Source organism: Vibrio sp. 2134-1, assembly GCF_033339495.1.
In genome coordinates this window covers 57329-78829 of record NZ_JAWOUS010000001.1, presented here as the reverse complement: position 1 = coordinate 78829, position 21501 = coordinate 57329, and the positions used below count along the sequence as shown (strand labels likewise).

The window sequence follows — 21501 nt, the reverse complement described above, 5'->3', positions numbered from 1 at the left end:
CCAGTTAACGTCAAAGTGGTCAATATTTTTTGGCAAGACCCCTCTTTCTTTTCGTCATTCAGCCCAACGATTTGTCACGACCAAATAGAAAGAAGGGAGAAACATCAACTGATGTGCATTGCGTTAATAAAGGGATAACAACCAGAAGGAAGAAGAATGAAACGCTTTGTCGTTGCAGCGCTCCTCGCTACAAGCTCAACTTTTACGCTTGCCGCAGATCAACAATGTCTTGCTAGCAAATACGATGGCTACGTCGATGCCTCACTACAGTGGTATCAAGATCTTGTTGATTTGACGGTTACCCAATATCCAGATCTGAAAGAAGTTAGTCAATGGTTCTTGGATGGACGTAAACATCACTTTGAATTAAACCGCGAAGCGGTTCACTACTTTCTAGAGAACGACCCTAGCCGCGTTGCGACGGAACAGCCAATCGAAGCATGGTTAAAACTAGAGCAACATGACGTTAAGCAGTTAGCGACCCGAAGCGATAAGTTAGGTGAAGTTGCAAAACAGACATTTAGCGACCGTCAATCAACTAACCACCCAAAAAACTACGAGCTTCGTTCAGCATTCGCTGATCTGCTTAGTCATCCCCAACAAATTGATACCGCACTTAATAAGTACAATCAGTCAATAGAAAAGATTGAAAAGCAGAAATGTGACTAAGATTGCTCACATTAGTCGTTGATTAGCATTCGATAACATCAGAGTGTTTTAACGTACTCAATCTAGAATTTTTTAATGTGAATATCGTAACCTTCACCTAAAATTTTCATTTCTACAACTTGGGTTTCAACAATTAAAACGGGACTTTGCGCCCGTTTTAGTTTAGATTGTGCCGCTCGCATTACCAAAATAACTACAAAGATTCTTTGCTATGGTTAAGGAACAAAAAGCCGCTGATGTTAGCTTTGAGAGCTTGCTAAAGATCTTCACTGTCCCAGAAGGTCCGGACTCAACGTTAACTAAAATTGACGAGAGCCTCTCGCGAAATCTAAATCAATTTCTTCGTGAACACATCGTGGCAGAAGAAAAGCCTTTACGCGAAATCGAAAAAGACTTTTCTTCTGCTCAGATTCCTGAGCAGCCAGAGTTCGTGTCAGATCATACAGAGCACTTACTCGACACTTTGGTGTCGCACTCAGTTCACACATCTTCACCAAGCTTCATTGGTCATATGACATCGGCACTGCCTTATTTCTTGATGCCACTGTCAAAGATCATGATCGCCTTAAACCAAAACCTGGTAAAAATAGAGACTTCCAAAGCCTTTACGCCACTTGAGCGTCAAGTTTTGGGTATGCTGCATCGCTTGATATATGGTCAGAATGATACGTTTTACAATCAGTGGATGCACAGTGCAAACCACTCATTAGGCGCATTTTGTTCCGGCGGCACCATTGCCAATATCACTGCGCTTTGGGTAGCACGTAACAAAGCGTTAAGAGCCAATGGCTCATTTAAAGGCGTTGAGAAGGAAGGCCTTTTTAAAGCCATGAAGCACTATGGCTATGATGGCTTAGCGGTGCTAGTGTCTGAGCGTGGTCACTACTCCCTTAAGAAAGCAGCCGATGTATTAGGGCTAGGCCAAGAGGGCTTGGTTGCGGTTAAAACCGATGCCAACAACCGTATTATTGTCAACGACCTGAAAGCGAAAATTGTTGAGCTCGAAAAACAAAATATCAAGCCTATTGCTGTTATTGGTGTGGCTGGCACAACAGAGACAGGTAATGTTGATCCATTGCCTGAAATCGCTGAAGTCTGCCAAGCTCACAGCTGTCACTTCCATGTGGATGCCGCATGGGGTGGCGCAACACTTATGTCTAACCATCACCGTCACCTTCTTAAAGGTGTGGAAATGGCAGACTCAGTAACTATTGATGCGCACAAGCAGCTCTACATCCCGATGGGCGCTGGTATGGTTCTGTTCAAAGACCCTGACGCAATGAAATCCATAGAGCATCACGCTCAATATATATTGCGAAAAGGTTCAAAAGACCTAGGCAGCCATACATTAGAAGGTTCACGTTCGGGTATGGCGATGTTGGTCTACGCCGCAATGCACATCATAAGTCGCCCAGGTTACGAGCTTCTGATTGACCAAAGCATTGAAAAAGCTCGATACTTTGCGGATTTAATCAAACAGCAAGATGATTTCGAGTTAGTTTCTGAACCAGAGCTTTGTCTGCTCACATACCGTTATTTGCCGCCATTCATCCGTGAAGCATTAGCACAAGCAGAAGGCTCACAAAAAGAACAACTGAATGAGCTGATCAATGAGTTAACACAGTTTATTCAAAAGCGTCAGCGCGAAACGGGCAAATCGTTCGTTTCACGTACAAGACTGAACCCAGACCAATGGCAACACATGAATACGATAGTGTTTAGAGTGGTTTTGGCAAATCCACTGACTACAAAAAAAATTCTGAGTTCAGTGCTTGATGAACAACGCGAAATCGCCAAGCAAGCACCAAATTTGATGAAAAGAATTCAACAACTGGTTGTTGATATTCAATCGTCTTAACAGCCAGATCGAGTTACATCAATTTGAAATTTTTTTTCGTTTTGATGTAACTCAAACATCATTATCGTGCGACTAGCGCAACAAAACTTCGTTTACACATCCAATTCTGTAGTTTTTACAACATTTTGTTTGAGGCCTGTCAAATTCTCACTAAATAGTACCCGTTATTGGTTTAGACTGATTGAAGATCAGGTTTATACTGATTCTATGGCGCTGGTTGTTTTCGTTAACGCCCCACTCTACTCCGGAATCTTCGTGTTTCCTTTCGTTAGCAGAGCCAGCGAGTTGTTCTCTATACCCTCGTGAACACTATGAATACATTAGAAAAAATTCAAAAAAACCTGGAGAATTTCAGTAAGTCAGAGCGCAAAGTTGCGGAAGTAATTATGGCGTCTCCACAAACTGCAATTCATTCAAGCATTGCAACGCTGGCTAAAATGGCCGACGTTAGTGAGCCCACTGTAAACCGCTTCTGTCGTCGTCTGGACACCAAGGGCTTTCCAGATTTTAAGCTTCACTTGGCACAGAGCCTAGCCAACGGCACCCCTTACGTTAACCGTAATGTGGAAGAAGACGATGGCCCAGACGCGTACACCCATAAGATTTTCGAATCGACGATGGCGTGTTTAGATGTCGCGAAAAATAGCCTAGATCCAATGCAAGTGAACCGTGCGGTCGATTTGCTAACGCAAGCGAAGCGCATTTCATTCTTTGGCCTTGGTGCATCATCTTCTGTTGCCCGAGACGCACAAAACAAGTTTATTCGCTTTAATATTCCAATTACTTGTTTTGAAGATATTGTTATGCAGCGCATGAGTTGTATCAACTGCAGTGATAATGATGTTGTGGTTCTTATTTCTCATACCGGTCGAACAAAGAGTCAGGTAGAAATAGCGAACCTTGCTCGTGAAAATGGCGCAACGGTTATTGCGATTACAGCGAAGGATTCTCCTCTAGAAAAGGCAAGCTCGCTGGCCATCACGCTCGATATTCCAGAAGATACCGACGTTTACATGCCAATGGCAAGCCGGGTTGTACAAATGACAGTGATTGATGTGCTAGCAACTGGCTTCACTCTTCGCCGTGGTACAGGTTTCCGTGAGAACCTAAAACGCGTAAAAGATGCGTTGAAAGACAGTCGCTATGACAAATTAAGCCAGTACTAAGCACTAAAGCATAGTCAATACTTTATCTAGGGGAGCTCAAGGCTCCCCTTTTGTTTTAATGCTGCTAAGGGAGCAATCACCCTAAGTCGTTGACACTCGATAAGTCCGTTCTTGATTCCAGTACTTCAACAGAACTGACATGTTGTGCACTCTCAGCTGCGCACTCTCCGCTACAATCACAGACTTGCTGCAATATGTGTATCAAACGTTCCTGATTAAGAGGTAAAGGATTCCCTTTGATTGCCATTGATTTAAGCGCATCATTCGCCACTTGCTCAAAAGAGGTTTGGCATACTCCAAATTGAGCCAGTAGCGGTAACGCTAACTTATCTAGCACCATATTTACCCAAAGAATTCCATCGTGTTCGTTCGCGTTTACTCGCTCAGTGACTAATTGGGCCAGCTTGCGATAACGACTTATCACATCATTCCTACCCGCGAGTTTAGCGGCGTTAATGTTCTCCTGCATCACGTGTGGAGCTAGGCGAGCCGTAATAACGCTATGAGGGGCGTCTAACTTGCCTCCTAACGCCGATGCTAACCCATGAGCGGCACCTAATTTGGCATTAGTAATCGCCATACCACCAAGCAATGCAGCGAACGATAAATCAGAGCGCGCCCTATGATTATCTTGCTTACAAGCGGCAATCACTGAACGGCTTAAACGGCGTAGCCCCTCTTCGCAGACCATATCAGTAAGAGGGTTTGGCTCACCACACACATACGCTTCCATTAAATGAGTGAACGCATCCATTGCGCCACGTCCAGATGTGTATTGGTCGGTCCCGTAAGTAAGTGTCGGGTCTACAATGGCAACGTCTGCGAGCATATCAGGGCTTCGAAGACTCACTTTCACTTTATCTTGTCCAGATTTCAGCACAGCATTTCTGGTCACTTCTGAACCGGTGCTTGCTGTCGTAGGAATTGCAATAAAATGAAGAGGCTTTGCTTTTAAAGGGACGCTTCTTCCTACCACTTCTACGTAATCGTAAACATTGCCTTGATTGGGAATAATGGCAGCTAAGGCTTTGCCCATATCGATGACGCTGCCACCACCTATCGCAACCACCATATCAGGTTGGAATTTTCTACCGAGCACTGCGGTCTCTTCTACCATCGTGATGTATGGTTCTCCAACGATAGCTACGTGCTGGTAACGCATATTTTGAGCTTTAAGATATTGGACAATGGGGGCAGCTCGTTGGGTGTCCTGCCCAGTAACCAGCAAAACACTGTAGCCAAATTGGTTAATAACGGATAATGAAGATTGAAGTGCACCTTCACCAAATATAATCCTTGTTGCAGTCATAAACTGAAACATACACACCCTCCCAAAAGAATATACCCAAATAACCTCTCGCCCTCTGATTTAACACTTATGTTAGAGTTGAAGTTATTTGCGTATAGCCAAAATAGATTGCTATTTTTTTAAACAAAAAAAATTGACCAATTCCACCTTGCCATCATTAACCCTTTAGAATGTATGTTTTTTATGCGTCACTTCACATACTTCAGAGCCGTAAAATAAGAACACGCGTTTAGTTTTTATTCGATAGATTTCACCTATAGAACCAAGAGGTAATTGCCGCTTTATTTCCGTATCTGGATCGGGCATAGTTACTCCAACAAAAGAAAGCGCACTCAGCCGCTATGTTTTGTACGCTTTCAAAAAAGAATAGATTTAGGAGAAATAAGATTATGTTCGTTGTTATCTTTGGTCGCCCTGCATGTCCTTTCTGTGTTCGTGCAAAAGAGCACGCAGAAACGCTAAAAGCAAAACGTGATGACTTCAACTACCGTTACGTTGATATTCACGCTGAAGGTATTTCTAAAGCAGATCTTGAGAAAACAGTTGGTAAACCAGTTGAAACCGTTCCTCAGATCTTTATCGACCAAGAGCACATCGGTGGCTGCGACGAGTTCGAAGCATACGCGAAAGAGCACCTAGGTCTATTTGACGAGTAATAAAGACTGTTTTCAAAAAAGCCGCTTCATGCGGCTTTTTTATTATTTTTCAGCTGGTTATTACGTTAAGTCAACTAATGGTAAAACCTAAAAAAATTCACTTATCTTTTTGCTATATTTAGTTACAATTCACAGTTCTTAATCTTTTTTGGCACACACTCTACCGAGCCACACAGTGAACATAGACGTCGTATACCTTCTCGAGCAAAACCCTATCCTTCTAATCTTCGTCGTATTAGCCATTGGCCTTGCCATCGGAAAAATTCGATTTGGCAAATTACAACTAGGCAACTCTATTGGCGTTCTTATTACCTCTTTGGTAATGGGCCACCTTGGTTTCTCATTTAATGCAGAAGCTTTAACCATTGGCTTTATGCTGTTTATCTACTGCGTTGGCATTGAAGCTGGACCAAACTTTTTTGGTATATTCTTCAGAGATGGTAAGCATTATTTTATTTTAAGCATGACCGTTCTCGTGTCTGCGGTCAGCTTAACGTATGGCTTGAGTCACTATTTCGGCCTCGATTTTGGCTTATCCGCCGGTATGATGGCAGGCGCATTGACCGCAACGCCAGTACTGGTTGGTGCACAAGATGCTCTTAACTCTGGCCTTGCGACTATACCGCGGAATATGGAATTTTCTCTGGTATTAGAAAATCTATCCGTAGGCTACGCGATGGCTTATCTGGTCGGCTTAATTAGCATGATCATGTTTGCTAAATTGTTGCCAAAACTGCAAAAACAAAACCTTTCTGATTCCGCGCAGCAAATCGCACAAGAACGTGGCCTTGGAAATTCAAGCCAGAGAAAAGTGTATTTACCCATTATTCGAGCTTACCGAGTGGGCCCAGAGCTAATTGACTGGACTGATGGTAAAAACTTACGAGAACTGGGGATTTATCGTCAAACTGGCTGTTACATTGAACGAATCCGTCGCAATGGTATTCTCGCCCACCCAGATGGTGATGCTATCTTGCAAGAGGGAGATGAAATTGCACTGGTTGGCTTCCCTGACAGCCATGCTCGCTTAGACCCTAGCTTCCGTAATGGTAAAGAAGTATTCGACCGTAACTTGCTTGATTTGCGCATCGTTGAAGAAGAAATCGTCGTAAAAAGTGACGCTATCGCTGGTAAGCGTTTATCGGATTTGAATTTGTCTGAGTTTGGCTGTTTCTTAAACCGCGTAGTTCGCGCTCAGATTGAAATGCCTATGGACTTAGACATTGTGCTCGCTAAAGGGGACGTCCTTCAAGTGAGCGGCGAGAAAAGCCGAGTACATGGACTGGCGGAAAAAATCGGTTTCATCTCGATCCACAGTCAAATGGCCGATTTGCTCGCTTTTTGTAGCTTCTTTATTTTGGGTATTCTGTTTGGCCTCATCACAATGACGTTCGGTCAGGTGTCTTTCAGTTTGGGTAATGCGGTGGGTCTTCTGTTGTCCGGTATTACGCTTGGTTTCTTACGAGCAAATCACCCTACTTTCGGTTATGTCCCACAAGGGGCGCTGAATATGGTCAAAGATCTAGGGTTAATGTTCTTTATGGTGGGAATTGGTCTAAGTGCAGGTGGAAAGATGTTCGAGCACCTAACGCAAGTAGGACCAAAAGTCATTGGTTTGGCATTTATTGTCAGTGTTGTGCCTGTGGTTCTGGCTTACTTAGTTGGCGCACACGTACTCAAGATGAACCGTGCCCTGCTCTTCGGTGCCATTATTGGCGCCCGTACTTGCGCTCCAGCTATGGATGTAGTTAACGACTACGCTAAGTCCACCATCCCAGCCCTTGGTTATGCGGGTACCTATGCGATTGCGAATATTTTAATGACGCTAGCTGGTACGATTCTGATAATACTAAGTTAATACTCACTTTGACTATGAAATACAAAAAGGCGCTCAATGAGCGCCTTTTGTTTATTGGTTATCTAGTCTGTGATTCGATTAGATTTGAATGAAGTCTGCTTCAACTGCTGGATTCACATCCGCTTCGTAATCTACGCCTTCAACGCCGAAACCAAATAATTTCAAGAACTCTTCTTTGTACTCAACGTAGTCAGTCAGCTCTTTTAGGTTCTCAGTCGTAATTTGAGGCCATAGCTCACGACAGTGCTGCTGAATGTCGTCACGAAGTTCCCAGTCATCCAGACGTAGGCGGTTCATCTCATCAACTTCTGCCGCGCTACCGTCTTCTTTGTATAGACGTTGGCTGAACATACGGTAGATTTGTTCCATACAGCCTTCGTGTACACCTTCTTCGCGCATTTTCTTGAATACCATTGCGATGTACAGTGGCATAACAGGAATTGCAGAACTCGCCTGAGTTACAACAGATTTAAGTACCGCAACATTGGCACTGCCGCCTGTTGCTGCTAACTTGTCGTTTAGCGCTTTCGCTGCACGGTCTAGGTCCATTTTTGCTTTACCTAGTGCACCATCCCAATAAATTGGCCAAGTTAGCTCAGTACCAATGTAGCTGTACGCGACGGTCTTACAACCTTCAGCAAGAACACCAGCATCAGACAACGCATTGATCCAAAGTTCCCAATCTTCACCGCCCATTACAGTGACAGTGTCTTTGATTTCTTCTTCTGTTGCAGGCTCAACGCTAGCTTCGATGATCACATCTTTGTTGGTATCAACAGCCGTTGATGTGTAAGTTTCACCGATAGGTTTAAGAGATGAACGAACTAATTCACCAGTTTCTGGCATTTTACGTACTGGAGATGCCAGTGAGTAAACCACCATATCGATTTGACCCAAGTCTTCTTTGATCAGCTCGATAGTTTTCTGTTTCGCTTCATTTGAGAAAGCGTCGCCGTTTAAGCTTTTTGCGTACAGACCTTCTTCACGCGCTAGCTTTTCAAAAGCAGCGGCATTGTAAAAACCTGCAGTACCTGGTTTCTTCTCAGTACCTTCTTTTTCGAAGAAAACACCGATAGTTGATGCACCGCCACCAAATGCCGCAGCGATACGAGAAGATAGACCGTAGCCACTTGATGCACCAACAACAAGAACACGCTTAGGTGCGTTTTTGATTGGACCTTGCGCTTTGGTGTACGCAATTTGTTCTTTTACGTTAGCTTCACAACCAACAGGGTGCGTTGTAGTACAGATAAATCCACGAATTCTAGGTTTGATGATCATATTCAACTTCCTTTAAAAAACCTTGTTAGGATAAAAGTTTCGTTGGGATTTCGCATCTAATTTCTGTAAAAATGCTCTTAAAAGGCAAGTGGTTGGAGCACTATCCCACCATCCACTCCCCAAGAATACAAAAAAGCACCTCATTGAGGTGCTTTTCTTAACATTAGTTGTCTATTATGCCGCCGGATTCAACTGCGACTTTTTTGGGCTATGAGTTCGAACTTCAGAAAAGTCATGACTAAAGTGGTCAACTTGAATCGCCTTGTAGCGCAATTTATCTGCAGCCATGATTTGATCAATTTCTTGCTCAGTTAACACGCCTGCTTCAAATGCTTGCTGCAAACGATCATGTAGCAGACCTTTACGAGCCACTTTACCATCCTTCGCAGCCTTCATAAGTTTACGCTCCAAAGGTTTAATGTCGTACATTGCAAGGAATGCATTCTCCATTAAGCCTACGCTGTCATTCTCTGATTTCCCGATGTAACAAAGATGCGTAAGTCGATCACGTTGCGCACCTGGCGTCATCATCGCTTCAGCCAAATTCACACACAGCTCATCACTTGGCTTATTGAAATGATTACCAAGCGGGAACAATAGCCCCTTAAGCACACCGCCAACGTATTTCACAGGGAAGTTGGTGTAAGCCTCATTTAATGACTTAGAAGCGTTATACAAACAGTGTTGAACAGCGTAATGAACGAAGTCTAGATCGCCTTGTTGACGGCCTTCATCTTCATACTTTTTCAAGGCAGCAGATGCCATGTATAGATAGCTTAACCCATCACCCAAACGTGCGGAGATCATTTCTTTACGCTTTAAGTCTCCACCTAAGGTTAACATCGCAAAGTCTGCACTTACTGCAAGTGCACGACTGAGACGAGTAATGTCTTTGTAGTATTGCTGCGTTGGGCCACTCATGTGCGCGTTGACAAATCGAGAACCAGTTAGTGCTGCACCAAATGCACCGAATGTATTACCGAGCGCGTGCTTGATGTGTTTAAAGAGTAAGTTGTCAAATTCTTTCGCACCTTGTTCAGAATCTGGATTCGCCGCGGCTTCCATTTCTTTTAGAACATATGGGTGACATCGAGTCGCACCTTGACCAAAAATCATCAGATTACGAGTCAGAATATTCGCGCCTTCAACGGTGATAGCAACCGGGATACCAAGGTAATGTTTAGCAAGATAGTTCATTGGGCCATCTTGAATCGCACGACCCGCATGGATATCAAACGAATCATTTAGAATGGTACGCGCGATTTCCGTCATGTGGTACTTGGCAATCGCGGTTACAATCCCAGGTTTTTCTTTCATATCGAGAGAAGTCGTCGTTAGCGTACGCGTCGCTTCTAGTAGGTAAGTAAGACCACCAATGCGCCCCATCGCTTCTGCGACGCCTTCAAACTTACCGATCGACATTCCAAACTGTTTACGCACGTAAGCATAAGCACCTGTTGTACGTGTAGTAAGGTGACCAATCGCTGTGCCAAGCGCTGGAAGAGATATACCACGACCAGCAGAAAGACACTCAACCAGCATACGCCAACCTTTACCTGCGTAATCAGCGCCACCGATCAACCAGTCCATAGGGATGAAGACATCTTCACCACGAGTTGGGCCATTCATGAACGCAGACCCCAGAGGATCATGGCGCTCACCTATCTCGACACCTTCATGGTCAGCGGGAATCAACGCACATGTAATGCCAACCTCTTTCTTGTCACCAAGTAGCCCTTCAGGATCCTGCAGTTTAAATGCTAACCCGAGCACTGTCGCAACTGGCGCAAGCGTGATGTAGCGTTTATTCCAACTAACTCGCACGCCAAGCACTTCTTTGCCTTCATGGGTGCCGTAACAAACCACGCCTTGATCAGGTATGCCACCCGCATCAGAACCCGCTTCAGGGCCAGTTAGGGCGAAACAAGGGATGTCTGTACCATCAGCTAAACGAGGCAACCAGTAATCTTTTTGCTCTTGCGTACCATAGTGCGATAGCAGCTCACCAGGGCCAAGAGAGTTCGGTACCATTACCGATACCGCGGTACTGATACTTCGAGTCGCAATACGAGAAACAATGGTTGAGTTCGCCAAAGCGGAAAATTCACGACCACCATATGCTTTCGAGATGATCAAAGAGAAAAATCGCTCTTTACGTAGGTATTCCCATACTTCAGGTGGTAAATCCCTGTCTTCTTTGACAATCTTCTGGTCATCAAGCATTTCTAGCAGGGTTTCAAGCTCATTATCCATAAATGACTGCTCTTCTGCCGTCAGTGTAGGCGTTGGATAATGATGCAATGTTGTGAAGTTTGGCTTGCCTGAGAATAGTTCGGCATCCCACCATACACTACCCGCTTCCATCGCCTCTTTCTCGGTGCTAGACAGAGGTGGCAATACTTTTTTGAACACTTTAAAAGCCGGGTCACTAATCCATTTTCTTCGTAGAGAGCTCATAGTTCAGATCCTTTTGTTCACGTAACCGCTCGGGGTATAATCTTATTATTGGTTTAACTTTCTTATTTGTCTTATGCCAACTGCTTTGCTGACATTCCTGCTGACAAATATGGAATCAGTAAATCGACGACAGATTTCACATCGACTTCCTTTTCAAACTTACTTTCTGCCAGCTCCGAAAGAGCCTGGCTTGAAGCCATCGTAAATACACAGGTTCCTAACGTGAAGTGCAATCGCCAAAACAACTGTTCTTCACATAGTTCCGGGTTCGCCTTCATTATCGAGAAAGTGAAAAGGTTCAGTACTTCTTCGTATCTGGTGGTAATGAACCAGCGTAGATGACCTTGAACGTCTGTATAACCGCGGCCAATTAACAACATAAATAGCGCAGTACCATTTGGGCGTACATCATTTAATGTACGTAAAGGTAATCGCAATGACTCAAAGACATCGTCCATGTTGTAGCTATCGCGCGTGTTTAGCTCAATTAATGAAGTCTTAATGCTCGGCATTAGTGCTTCTAAATACCTATCTAAAACCGCTCTAACCAGCGTTTTTTTATCGCCAAAGTGATAGTTTACCGATGCTAAGTTAACGTTAGCTTTACCTGTTATCGTTCTTAGCGAAGTATCATTAAAGCCATGTTCAGCAAAGAGTCCTTCTGCGACATCGAGTATTTTTTCTTTTGTTGATGTTCTCGGGGCCATTTTAATCACTCGTATTAAACAACTGTTTGAAAATATACTCCCGAAACTTAAGATTAACAAATGATTAACATCACACTTTAACCAATTGGTCTGACCAGACAGCAAAAGGTGTGATCTAATCTTTTGAAATTCAATCGAATACTCCAGTGAAGCTTGTCAGAAGAAAACGATCAAACTTCTCAGACCATCGCAATTGAAACGCTAACAATGCCTTGACGGCTCGGAGTAAGCGACGAGAGTATGAAATACATCTTCGGTTCTAGGGGAGATAAAATGAGAAACACAGAAGTTAGTCACTTCACCAAGTTGGTAATCCATCTCGACTTTTCTATTACTTTCGGGTGTGTAAGAAGCTAGAAAGCATTAAGTAGAAATTTTTTGAAAAAAAATGGAACTGTTTGGAAAAGGCTCGGTCTGAATATACGTAACAGTTAGGGCATTTGAAGTTTCACTGGCCGTCAAACTTGTTTCCATCTAATTGTTACGTTGCTGCTTTTTTCTTATTAACTCCTATGTTTGTATCCGCCCAGTCAAATTTTCGGCTGGGCTTTTTTTCGCCTGTAGATTTACCAAGCGCCTCTTTCGATGATTTGCCCCAACTCCATAAGCTAGACCTTAGTTGGTCACAAAAGTAACCACCCTGAAGTGGTTGATGTGCCGATCTGCAGACATAAAAAAGCCTCCCGAATGGGAGGCTTTACTAAACAGTGTGTATCTTACGCTTGCGCTTTCTTAGGCAAAGAAAAGTGCAGTAACGCGTAGCCAAGTAACGCGGCTGTCGTCGAGCCCATTAAGATGCCTAGTCGAGCATAGGTATCAAACTCAGGGCTTACATTTCCAAACGCTAAAGAGGAAATGAATATAGACATTGTAAAACCGATACCACACAACACAGAGACCGCAAAGATATGCTTGAAGTTAATGCCTTCCGGTAGCTTAGCTACACCCATTTTCACAGCAGCCCAACTAAAGGTGAAGATACCTAGAGGCTTACCAACCAGTAGCCCCAAAGCAATACCTAATGGCAGCATTGAAGTTAGGCCTGACATCGATACGCCTTCTAGCGAAATCCCCGCATTTGCAAATGCGAATAGAGGTAAGATACCAAATGCCACGTATGGATGAAGTGCGTGCTCCATGTGCTTAAGTGGGGAATGTTCGCCCTGTTTACCCTTAAGAGGAATAGCAAAGCCGATCACTACGCCTGAAAGTGTTGCGTGAACACCAGATTTAAGTACCGCAAACCATAAGATCGCGCCGACTATCATGTATGGTGTCAGTTTCGTTACTTCCTTCGCATTCAACATGAACAGGACACCAGTCATGATGAAGCCAACAAGCAGCGCCATGCTAGAAAGATCACCTGTGTAAAACAGTGCAATAATAACAACCACGCCTAAATCGTCGATAATAGCGAGAGCTAACAAAAACACTTTAAGGCTTACTGGTACGCGCTTACCTAGTAGCGCCATGATACCTAGAGCAAATGCAATATCCGTCGCAGCTGGAATGGCCCAGCCAGAAACCGCCTCTGGGTCGTTAGCATTAAACGCAACGTAAATAAGAGCAGGGGCTAACATACCACCAACCGCCGCAATAGCAGGGAAAATTGCGGTTTCTTTTGATTTTAGCGCTCCTTCAAGTAGCTCTCGCTTCACTTCAAGGCCAATAAGTAAGAAGAAAACAGCCATTAGGCCGTCATTAATCCAGTGAGAAACTGACATACCGAATACATAAGTATGCAGTACAGATTGATAAGTTTCGCCCAGCGGTGAGTTAGCAATGGTCATCGCAATTGCCGCTGCAATTACGAGAAGAATACCACCTGCTGATTCCATTTTGAAAAAGTCACGAATGACATCGTTCATGGTTTCGTCCTTATATTTATTATCTTAATAAACGATTAACAAAGAGTGATAAGAGTGTATAGCTGTCGAAAACTTTAGAATAATCGCTTCTTCAGAGTATAAACTTCGGTTTTTTCGATGTTAAGTTCACTATACATCGTATTTTCCAACATGACACTCAATTTTGATCGGAGATCGTATTTGTTTTTGTCGCACCAAATATTTATCAAGATGATGAGAAAATCAGCATAACACGGCTTGTACCATCATGATAACCCCGTACTTTTGAGAAAAAGCTAGGAAGCTTCGCGCACTAAAAAACCACCCGTAGGGGGTGGTTTTCTTCACAACTCAATAGCCTGTCAGCTGCATAAAGCCCCAAGCCTCATTGGAGCCGGAGGCTAAAGTAGGCCCTTCCCAGTAAGGTATTACAAAGGGTAGCCACATATCTGACTTGATAATGCGGGTAGTCAAATTAATTTGATGCTTCGGAATATTGATAATCCACTGCAAAGGTAACCTTCTTCCATTGGATAAACTGGTCACTTGCATTGGTTTAATACTGATATCATCGTCTGAGAGGTTGATGACTTTACCTGAGCGTGTCGACAACGTGCCAAATACGTGCGGTGTTTGCCCATGGTGACGATAACGGCTAACAGTTAATGCTCGACCATCATCTAAATTGAAAACAAACCAATCCCAGCCTTGTTGCCCCTCACCAATTAAGCCGCTGCCCCATTCTTTTTGCGCCCAAGCAGAACCCGTCACTGAGAATCGCTTACCATTTAAGCTTAAGCTACCTTTTACTTTTAAAAATGGAGCACTGAAGCTAAAAGAAGCAACAGATTGCAACGCATGTTTAACTTGGAAACCTTTGTCTCCATTCACGACAAAGGGGCCGCTTGTCATGGTATTGAGCTCAAGTCCAAACGTATCAGTATTCACATTCAAGTTGCCCGGGAAAGGCGTCGCACCGAGTGATCGCCAAGTCCAATTATCAATCCATAACCTGAAAGGGCGATTGATCATACCAGCTTGGCCTATCCCACCTCTAGCTACCCGTTGCTCTTTCCATACATGCGAGCCATGACTGACGACAACATGTGAAATGTACAATTGAGGGTTCTGCCAACCGCTGGTTTCTCGCTCGTCCGTCGCAACCCTAAAATAGCTCCATTGAACATTGTAGATCTTGCCTTGCTCATCTTTTAGTTTCGCAAAGTAGTGCCACCATTCATGCTGATACTCGGGATGAAAGCGAAAGTCTGAGGGTAAAGAGACATGCTCATTAGGTAGTACAGGCTCGAAAATCGTTTGATTTTCACGCGTTAAGATAGAATCAAGTTCGCTTTCTCGTGTTGCTGTCGCCTCTAACCAAAAAGTTGAGTAAAAAGCAGCCCCAGTCAGAAAAGCGAACGTAACAACAATGAGCGTTGAAACCAACAAGCGTTTTTTAGAGCCCATTTTTTTCATTACAACGCGTCCCTTAATGACTTCATCGGTGTACTTTTGATCATTCTAATAACTGGCAATGCGCCAGCAACCATAATGGCAAGCATCGCCCAAGCAATGGTTTGAGCATACTCCCATGGAATCGTTTGAAGCTCTAGAGACCAGCCAAATGATTGCTTAATGATAATATCAACGATCAAATGTGCGAGCGCCAAGCCGAGCGGCACTGCAATAATCGCAGAAATGGCTCCGAAGACGAATAGCTGCAAACCACCTAATACGACAAGTTCTTTTCCGGACACACCCATACATCTTAATAAGGAAAAATGCCGCTGCCGTGAAAGTTCTCCTGCCAACGTCGCAAAGAATAAACCAAACACGGCAATAATCAGCGTGATATTGCCCAAGGTTCCTGCTATAGCAAAGGTATGATCAAACACTCTCATTGCTTGGCTATAAATATTACCGTTATCAAACACACGATCTTGCGGAAGACGGAATACATTCTCTAAGCGATTTTTCAGCCCTTCTCCATTGACGTTATCTTTTAATACTACGCCAAGACCAACATTACCCGTACCTGCAAATGCATACAGCCAATTCCGGTGCGACATCATCACCTGGTTATATGGGTTTCCATAATCGTAGTAAACGCCTACGACTTGCCAATCACCACCAAGCGGTTCTTGCAAGTTAATGAAATCGCCAGGGCGGATATCCAGCTTCAAGGCCATCGACTCACTGACCATTAAGCTCTTGGTAGCGTGCAGTTGATACCAGTAATTTGGGACACCTAACTTGACGGTAAGTGAGTCTAACTCACCTTCAGAAGAGCCCGTACTCACAACTTGCAGAGCACCATGCTCGGTCGGCATATCTTTTTCCCAGCGCCACCAAACCGAGTTCACCTCTGGCTGATTCTGGAGCCATGCGCTCATCCTAGCGGCTGAATTGTTGGTCGGATAGATGTACACATCAGCCGCTAATCGCTGATTTAGCCACTTATCGGTTGTATCTCGAAAGCTTCCGACCATTGTTTCTACACCAATGTTTGCCGCCAGCGCTAACATAAACGCCATCGTAGCCACACCGCGATAGCTCATGCTGGCTGCTGCATCAGCAAAAAACCAACGGACACGAACCCATCGCATGGTATAAGAAAAACTTTGGAACATATGCCACATAATAAATGGCATAAACAACGCCACACTAACCAACATCAGCGCAATAATAGCAAAGCCGGTTTCTTGTGTTTTCGGCGCCTGATATACCGCTATTGCAGCGACACAAAACGCACATGCCGCAAGCGCCTGCCAAGAGAACTCTCTTCCAGCAAATCGCATTAGCGACAGTCGAGAAGAAAGGCGGATTGGTTGTGACTTCAACAAACGGATTAATGGCCACAGACACGATATCAACGCACCCATCGCTGCCATGATTAGACTGTATAAGCTAGATTGCCATGACCATCCTATGGTTAAGCCTACGTTGGCATCATACAAATCACTCAGGCTCGAAGACACTGCTGGGATAAGTTCATTTGCTAAGATCAAGCCAAAAAAGTTACCACACGCCCACGCAATAAAGACGAGCAAAGACAACTCTAGCAATAAGGCTTGCGCTAACTGTGTTCCGTTAACACCAGTCTGTCTCAAAATACCTACCAAACGTTGTCGCTGGATGAAAGACAGAGACATCGCTTGATAAAAAATAAACAACCCAACCAAAAACGAGAGCATTCCCATCGCGGTGAGATTCATATGGAATGCGTTAGTTAGCGACTCAAGCTCAGTACGCGTATTCCTAACGAGCGTCATTCCGTTTGGCAACATGTTTTTCAGTGCTATCAGCTTTTCCTCTGGCATTTCGCCACAAGAAATCGCAGACAAACCTGAGCTCCGCTTGAGCATACGCAACAACGATATATCAGTAACCAACCGAGTACCCGAAAGCATCTTGTCCTTATCTACTTGAATAGGCCCAAGACGGCTTCCGTCATTCATCTCAATGAAGTCCCCATCCTGCCAACTCATGTAAGCGGCTAAATCTTGACTAACGAGAATAGGATAAGGAGGCTTCATTAGAGATAAAACAGGCATCTCACCTAGCGATTTTCCTTGTTGTAGTGGGATCATCGCGACAGGATCAATCCCCACCAACATCAGGCTCATATCGGTCTTGGCATCTAGATGAAGCACGTCAAACGGTGCACATTGGTTAAACCCAGCTCGACGTAACTGAATATAAAAACCTTGAGGAATTTTATTGGCAGAGTGCTTCGTTCGGATTCGGTACGGCAAAGGATTGGAGAAAAGCTTTTCACCAGTGGCATAACTTTGTTTTGCATGCTGGTTGATAGAAGTAACACCAACAAGGAGGGACACGCCTAAAGTTAATCCCAGCCAGACAAGAATAATTTGTAGAGGGTAACGACGGTAATGACCGAGTAGTGCCTTAACTACGGGCCATAACATGTAGCTGCCCTCCTTGAAGTCGAATCTTTCCTTCCATATGGGCGGCCACTTTTTCACTGTGCGTCACTAACAGCAAAGTACACTCCAGTTGGCGAGCGAGGCTCGTTAGTAAGCGCATTACTGCTTCTGCGTTTCGCTCGTCTAGGCTACCAGTTGGCTCATCAGCAAGCAGGATTTTTGGCTCCATATAGAGTGCACGAGCAATCGCCGCACGTTGTTGCTGACCACCAGACGCCTCTTCCGGATAACGTCCTAGCAATGGCATTAAGTCCAAAGCAGAAAGAATTTGACGCCACAACTCTTTATCTTCCGGCAGACCTTTTAACTGACGACAAAAACGAATATTGTCGGCAATATTAAGTGTAGGAAGCAGGTTGAATTGTTGGAAGATATTCCCAATATTGTTACGGCGATAAAGGGTTCTTAAATGCTCCGGTGCTTCATGCATAGCAAAATTTGGAAACTGTACTTCACCAGAGTCGGCAGTATCTAATCCGGCGATTAAATTCAGCAGAGTACTTTTACCCGAACCACTTTCTCCCATCAGAGCAACTTGGTCGCCTTGCTGCAATGTTAATTCTGCCCCTTGTAATACAGGGTGAAACTCTCCCCCGTCTACATAGCCTTTACATAGGTCTGACAGTTTTAACATTGATTATGCCGCTCGGATGGTGTTTAAAAATTGGGATCAGAATCTACACTAAAATCCTGTTAGTAGAAAGTATTTTGAATGCTTGATCACACTATGGAAGTACAAATGCAACTCGATTCACTTTCTGTTGCTAATTTTGTTGACGTTTTGAGCAGATTTTTGCAGCCAAAATAAACTCTGTTCCTCCTTACTGGCCAATCAGGTTTTTCATCCATTTTCGGCTAACCATTCTTGGCAAGCAAATCACCCACTTCACAACTTCTTCTGTCAAAAAGAGTAAGTAAACCCATTGTGGGTCCCAATTGAGATAAATCGCTGCAAATGCTGCGAGTGGAATCCCGATCACCCACTGCGCCAAGATGTCTTGATACAAACAAAACTTAACATCACCGCCCGCGCGTAATACACCAACAATCGCCATCATCGGCACCGAGCGTAACACGACACCCAACGCTAGAATCACCATAAACTGTTCAGCTAGCTCGCGAGTGTCTGTTGTCAGTGCACTAAACGCATTAAGGATCCATTGATTTGACACTATCAACAAGACGGCGACCACAAATGCGATAAGCACATTCAAAATGACCGTAGCCCATGCTTGATAATAAACGGGTTCAAAATTACGAGCGCCGAGTTGGTTCCCGACTAGAACTGCAGCCGCATTCGATAAACCAATCATCATCGCCAATGCGATCGACTCAACAGGTGTCATTACGGAAAGTGCCGCCAAACCTTGTACACCTGCTTGCCCCATGATGGCGTGATAAGCAAACAGCCCACCAGCCCACGCCAAGAAGTTAAATGTGGTTGGCAAAGAGAGGCTCAAGAAACGCGTAATTTTATCTAAGACCAATCCTGCGCGTATATCATCCCAACCAAATGCGATTATGTGTTTTTTCAACCATAGATAACCAAACAGGCAACCTACTTCGATCGCGCCACTGATTACCGTTGCTATCGCTGCTCCCGTAATACCCAGAGCAGGAAAGCCTAATTGACCAAAAATTAAAACCCAGTTAAGAAACACATTAGATAAAATGCCTATACCACTAAAAAAAGTGCTTAAGCCTGGTTGGTGCATCGCCCTTAGGCCCACCGACATACTGGCCACACATGCAACAGCAAACATGCTAACCGACGAAATAATGAGATAGCTGGCCCCTAGCTCAATCACTTCTTGTGAATCGGTAGTCAAACTCATGATGGGCTGTGGAAAAACAACAAACAAAGCAACAGCAATCGCAGCAAACATCATTGCGATCATCCATGTTAAAGCGGTACTGCGACGCACCCCAACTTTATCGCCAGCCCCCCAATATTGAGCGGTTAACAACGCACCGCCCGTTGTCACCCCAACTAACATGATGGTGGTGACGAAAGTCGCGCGCGCAGCAACTCCAACAGCGGCAATTTCTGCTTCACCAAGTTGACCAAGCATAAGAACATCGACGAGGCTTCGGCTTGAAAACATCATGCTTTGCAGTGTAATTGGTAACGCGATTGCAAATAAACGACGTAAGAATGCTTTATCTGCGTGTATTGAGAGTTGAGAAAGAAAAGTCACAAGCGCTCCAACGACAACTTATTGATAGAATGGGGAAAGTGTCTCATGATTATACTCTGTGGTGTTTATTCCACCAACGATAAAAGGACAGATAATGAAAAAGGTGTTGGTACTAGGCGCCTCGGGTTACATTGGCTCTCAACTTCTTCCGTTACTTTTAGATAAAGGTTACGCCGTCACAGCAGCGGCGCGACATATTGATTATTTAGAGTCAAGAACTCAGCCTCACCCTAATTTAACGTTAAGGTATCTCGACTTGGCTGACGCAGAGACCACGAAGGCTGTAGTGAACGATTTTGATTTAGTATTTTTTCTCGTGCACGGGATGGCTCAAGGTGATGACTTTGTTGAGTACGAACTAAACCTTGCTTTGAACTTCAAATATGCGTTGGAACAAAGCTCCGTCGAGCATGTTATCTATTTGAGTGCCATTCAACCTCAAACCGGAAACTCTCGCCATTTAGCCGCTCGTAAAGCCACGGGAAAAATAATTCGACAGTCTGGTGTTCCAGTAACTGAATTGCGTGCTGGCGTTATCATCGGCCCCGGCTCTGCCGCTTTCGAAATCATGCGTGACTTTGTCTACAACTTACCTATTTTGATCGCGCCTAAATGGGTCGACTCAAAAGCGAACCCTATTGCCTTGCCCAATCTCAACCACTATTTATTGAAGTTAGCAGAAGCCCCCTCTCCAGAAGAAAGTCACATTTATGAAGTTGGTGGGCCAGATACACTTAGCTACCGCGAACAGTTCAAAGTCATTTGCCGAATCACGAACAAGCCGTATCGGCTGTGGTCGACCCCGCTACTTACTCCGAAAATGGCATCGTACTGGCTAGGTTTAGTTACCTCAGTGCCAACTAGTATCGGTAAAGCATTACTTGCGGGCTTAGAGCACGACTACATTGCAGACTCCAAAGCGATTGAAGAACGATTTCCTCAAACGCTGATCAGCTACGAGCAAGCGGTAACTGATACCATTCAAGATGAAGGCACATTTGTACGCAGTAATGTCTGGGGGTTTGAACCCGCAGCGCTTCGTCGATGGCAACCAGGATATGGCTATTACCCAAAACAAGCTGGAGCGAGCATTAAAACTCATGCCTCCGCTGCGGCATTATGGAAAGTGGCGCAAAAGATCGGGAGTCGCGAAAAAGGCTATTACTTTGCCAACATCTTGTGGCGTACACGTGAATGGCTCGATATCTTTTTTGGTGGCGGAAAACCGATTCGCGTTTCTCCTCCTGGACCAGAGCTTAAAGTCAGTGATTTTATTGACTCTTGGAAAGTGATTCGCTGCGATAATAATCAGTTTCTTTCACTGTTTTTTGGTATGAAAGGCCCAGGCCTTGGGCGTTTAGAAATTACCATCAAAGATCTCGGTGACGAACGAGAGCTGGATATTACCGCCTGGTGGCACCCGCAAGGGTTTCTTGGGCTGCTTTATTGGTTTGCAATGATGCCAGCCCATCTCTTCATATTTAAAGGCATGGTCAAAGCCATCGCGAAAGAAGCAAACCGTTTAGAAAACAAAAAGCCCCAATAACA

The 21501-nt window shown here is 44.4% G+C and carries 15 protein-coding genes; 6 read left to right on the top strand and 9 right to left on the bottom strand.

The features are described from left to right. Positions 1-156 precede the first annotated feature (156 nt). From R7R78_RS00335 to R7R78_RS00325, 3 genes are all read left to right on the top strand, one after another. On the top strand, positions 157-669 hold the full coding sequence (locus R7R78_RS00335; protein ID WP_017634875.1) for a hypothetical protein: 513 nt from the start codon (positions 157-159) through the stop codon (positions 667-669). Positions 670-880: 211 nt separating this feature from the next. Then, positions 881-2527: a pyridoxal-dependent aspartate 1-decarboxylase PanP gene (gene panP, locus R7R78_RS00330; protein ID WP_213973301.1), complete on the top strand. Its 1647-nt coding sequence runs from the start codon at positions 881-883 to the stop codon at positions 2525-2527. Positions 2528-2838: 311 nt separating this feature from the next. Next, positions 2839-3693 (top strand): MurR/RpiR family transcriptional regulator, encoded by an 855-nt coding sequence (locus tag R7R78_RS00325; protein ID WP_005378021.1) that lies wholly within the window; start codon positions 2839-2841, stop codon positions 3691-3693. 76 nt (positions 3694-3769) lie between these two features. Here R7R78_RS00325 and R7R78_RS00320 read toward each other — a convergent pair whose 3' ends face one another. Next, positions 3770-5014, bottom strand: coding sequence for an iron-containing alcohol dehydrogenase (locus tag R7R78_RS00320; RefSeq protein ID WP_213973302.1), 1245 nt, complete (start codon positions 5012-5014; stop codon positions 3770-3772). A gap of 377 nt (positions 5015-5391) precedes the next feature. On the opposite strand from R7R78_RS00320, the gene R7R78_RS00315 reads away from it, so the two are divergent. Both R7R78_RS00315 and R7R78_RS00310 read left to right on the top strand, forming a co-directional pair. Further along, complete coding sequence (locus R7R78_RS00315) at positions 5392-5658, top strand: GrxA family glutaredoxin (RefSeq protein ID WP_005378026.1); 267 nt, start codon at positions 5392-5394, stop codon at positions 5656-5658. 175 nt (positions 5659-5833) lie between these two features. Continuing rightward, entirely contained in the window at positions 5834-7516 is a 1683-nt protein-coding gene (locus tag R7R78_RS00310; RefSeq protein WP_005378028.1) for an aspartate:alanine antiporter, read from the top strand. 78 nt (positions 7517-7594) lie between these two features. Here R7R78_RS00310 and fabV read toward each other — a convergent pair whose 3' ends face one another. The 8 genes from fabV to R7R78_RS00270 form a co-directional block, all read right to left on the bottom strand. Next, positions 7595-8797 (bottom strand): enoyl-ACP reductase FabV, encoded by a 1203-nt coding sequence (gene fabV, locus R7R78_RS00305; protein WP_005388648.1) that lies wholly within the window; start codon positions 8795-8797, stop codon positions 7595-7597. 174 nt (positions 8798-8971) lie between these two features. Beyond that, positions 8972-11254 (bottom strand): acyl-CoA dehydrogenase, encoded by a 2283-nt coding sequence (locus R7R78_RS00300; RefSeq protein WP_005378031.1) that lies wholly within the window; start codon positions 11252-11254, stop codon positions 8972-8974. A gap of 71 nt (positions 11255-11325) precedes the next feature. Beyond that, positions 11326-11961, bottom strand: a complete 636-nt coding sequence (locus R7R78_RS00295; RefSeq protein WP_005378033.1) for a TetR/AcrR family transcriptional regulator — start codon at positions 11959-11961, stop codon at positions 11326-11328. 716 nt (positions 11962-12677) lie between these two features. Next, complete coding sequence (gene nhaA / locus R7R78_RS00290; protein WP_225472787.1) at positions 12678-13829, bottom strand: Na+/H+ antiporter NhaA; 1152 nt, start codon at positions 13827-13829, stop codon at positions 12678-12680. 330 nt (positions 13830-14159) lie between these two features. Beyond that, complete coding sequence (locus R7R78_RS00285) at positions 14160-15284, bottom strand: lipocalin-like domain-containing protein (protein ID WP_042521997.1); 1125 nt, start codon at positions 15282-15284, stop codon at positions 14160-14162. Next, the gene (locus tag R7R78_RS00280) at positions 15284-17737 is read right to left on the bottom strand and encodes an ABC transporter permease (protein WP_005378038.1); all 2454 of its coding nucleotides are present in this window, start codon (positions 17735-17737) and stop codon (positions 15284-15286) included. Before R7R78_RS00280 ends, R7R78_RS00285 begins: the two co-directional genes overlap by 1 nt. Next, on the bottom strand, positions 17718-18389 hold the full coding sequence (locus R7R78_RS00275; protein ID WP_005378040.1) for an ABC transporter ATP-binding protein: 672 nt from the start codon (positions 18387-18389) through the stop codon (positions 17718-17720). Before R7R78_RS00275 ends, R7R78_RS00280 begins: the two co-directional genes overlap by 20 nt. Positions 18390-18576: 187 nt before the next feature. Next, positions 18577-19953: an MATE family efflux transporter gene (locus R7R78_RS00270; RefSeq protein WP_225472786.1), complete on the bottom strand. Its 1377-nt coding sequence runs from the start codon at positions 19951-19953 to the stop codon at positions 18577-18579. A 94-nt stretch (positions 19954-20047) separates the two neighbouring features. On the opposite strand from R7R78_RS00270, the gene R7R78_RS00265 reads away from it, so the two are divergent. Then, positions 20048-21499 carry a DUF2867 domain-containing protein gene (locus tag R7R78_RS00265; protein ID WP_225472785.1) on the top strand — a complete coding sequence of 484 codons (1452 nt, stop codon included), beginning with the start codon at positions 20048-20050 and terminating at the stop codon, positions 21497-21499. The last annotated feature ends 2 nt before the right edge of the window (positions 21500-21501 follow it).

Excerpts from the sequence above, each read along its gene's own strand:
- R7R78_RS00325 (WP_005378021.1), top strand. The coding sequence starts at position 2,839 with ATGAATACATTAGAAAAAATTCAAAAAAACCTGGAGAATTTCAGTAAG.
- R7R78_RS00300 (WP_005378031.1), bottom strand. The coding sequence starts at position 11,254 with ATGAGCTCTCTACGAAGAAAATGGATTAGTGACCCGGCTTTTAAAGTG.
- R7R78_RS00285 (WP_042521997.1), bottom strand. The coding sequence starts at position 15,284 with ATGAAAAAAATGGGCTCTAAAAAACGCTTGTTGGTTTCAACGCTCATT.
- panP (WP_213973301.1), top strand. The coding sequence starts at position 881 with ATGGTTAAGGAACAAAAAGCCGCTGATGTTAGCTTTGAGAGCTTGCTA.
- R7R78_RS00275 (WP_005378040.1), bottom strand. The coding sequence starts at position 18,389 with ATGTTAAAACTGTCAGACCTATGTAAAGGCTATGTAGACGGGGGAGAG.
- R7R78_RS00295 (WP_005378033.1), bottom strand. The coding sequence starts at position 11,961 with ATGGCCCCGAGAACATCAACAAAAGAAAAAATACTCGATGTCGCAGAA.
- nhaA (WP_225472787.1), bottom strand. The coding sequence starts at position 13,829 with ATGAACGATGTCATTCGTGACTTTTTCAAAATGGAATCAGCAGGTGGT.
- R7R78_RS00265 (WP_225472785.1), top strand. The coding sequence starts at position 20,048 with ATGAAAAAGGTGTTGGTACTAGGCGCCTCGGGTTACATTGGCTCTCAA.
- R7R78_RS00335 (WP_017634875.1), top strand. The coding sequence starts at position 157 with ATGAAACGCTTTGTCGTTGCAGCGCTCCTCGCTACAAGCTCAACTTTT.
- R7R78_RS00315 (WP_005378026.1), top strand. The coding sequence starts at position 5,392 with ATGTTCGTTGTTATCTTTGGTCGCCCTGCATGTCCTTTCTGTGTTCGT.
- R7R78_RS00320 (WP_213973302.1), bottom strand. The coding sequence starts at position 5,014 with ATGTTTCAGTTTATGACTGCAACAAGGATTATATTTGGTGAAGGTGCA.
- R7R78_RS00280 (WP_005378038.1), bottom strand. The coding sequence starts at position 17,737 with ATGTTATGGCCCGTAGTTAAGGCACTACTCGGTCATTACCGTCGTTAC.
- fabV (WP_005388648.1), bottom strand. The coding sequence starts at position 8,797 with ATGATCATCAAACCTAGAATTCGTGGATTTATCTGTACTACAACGCAC.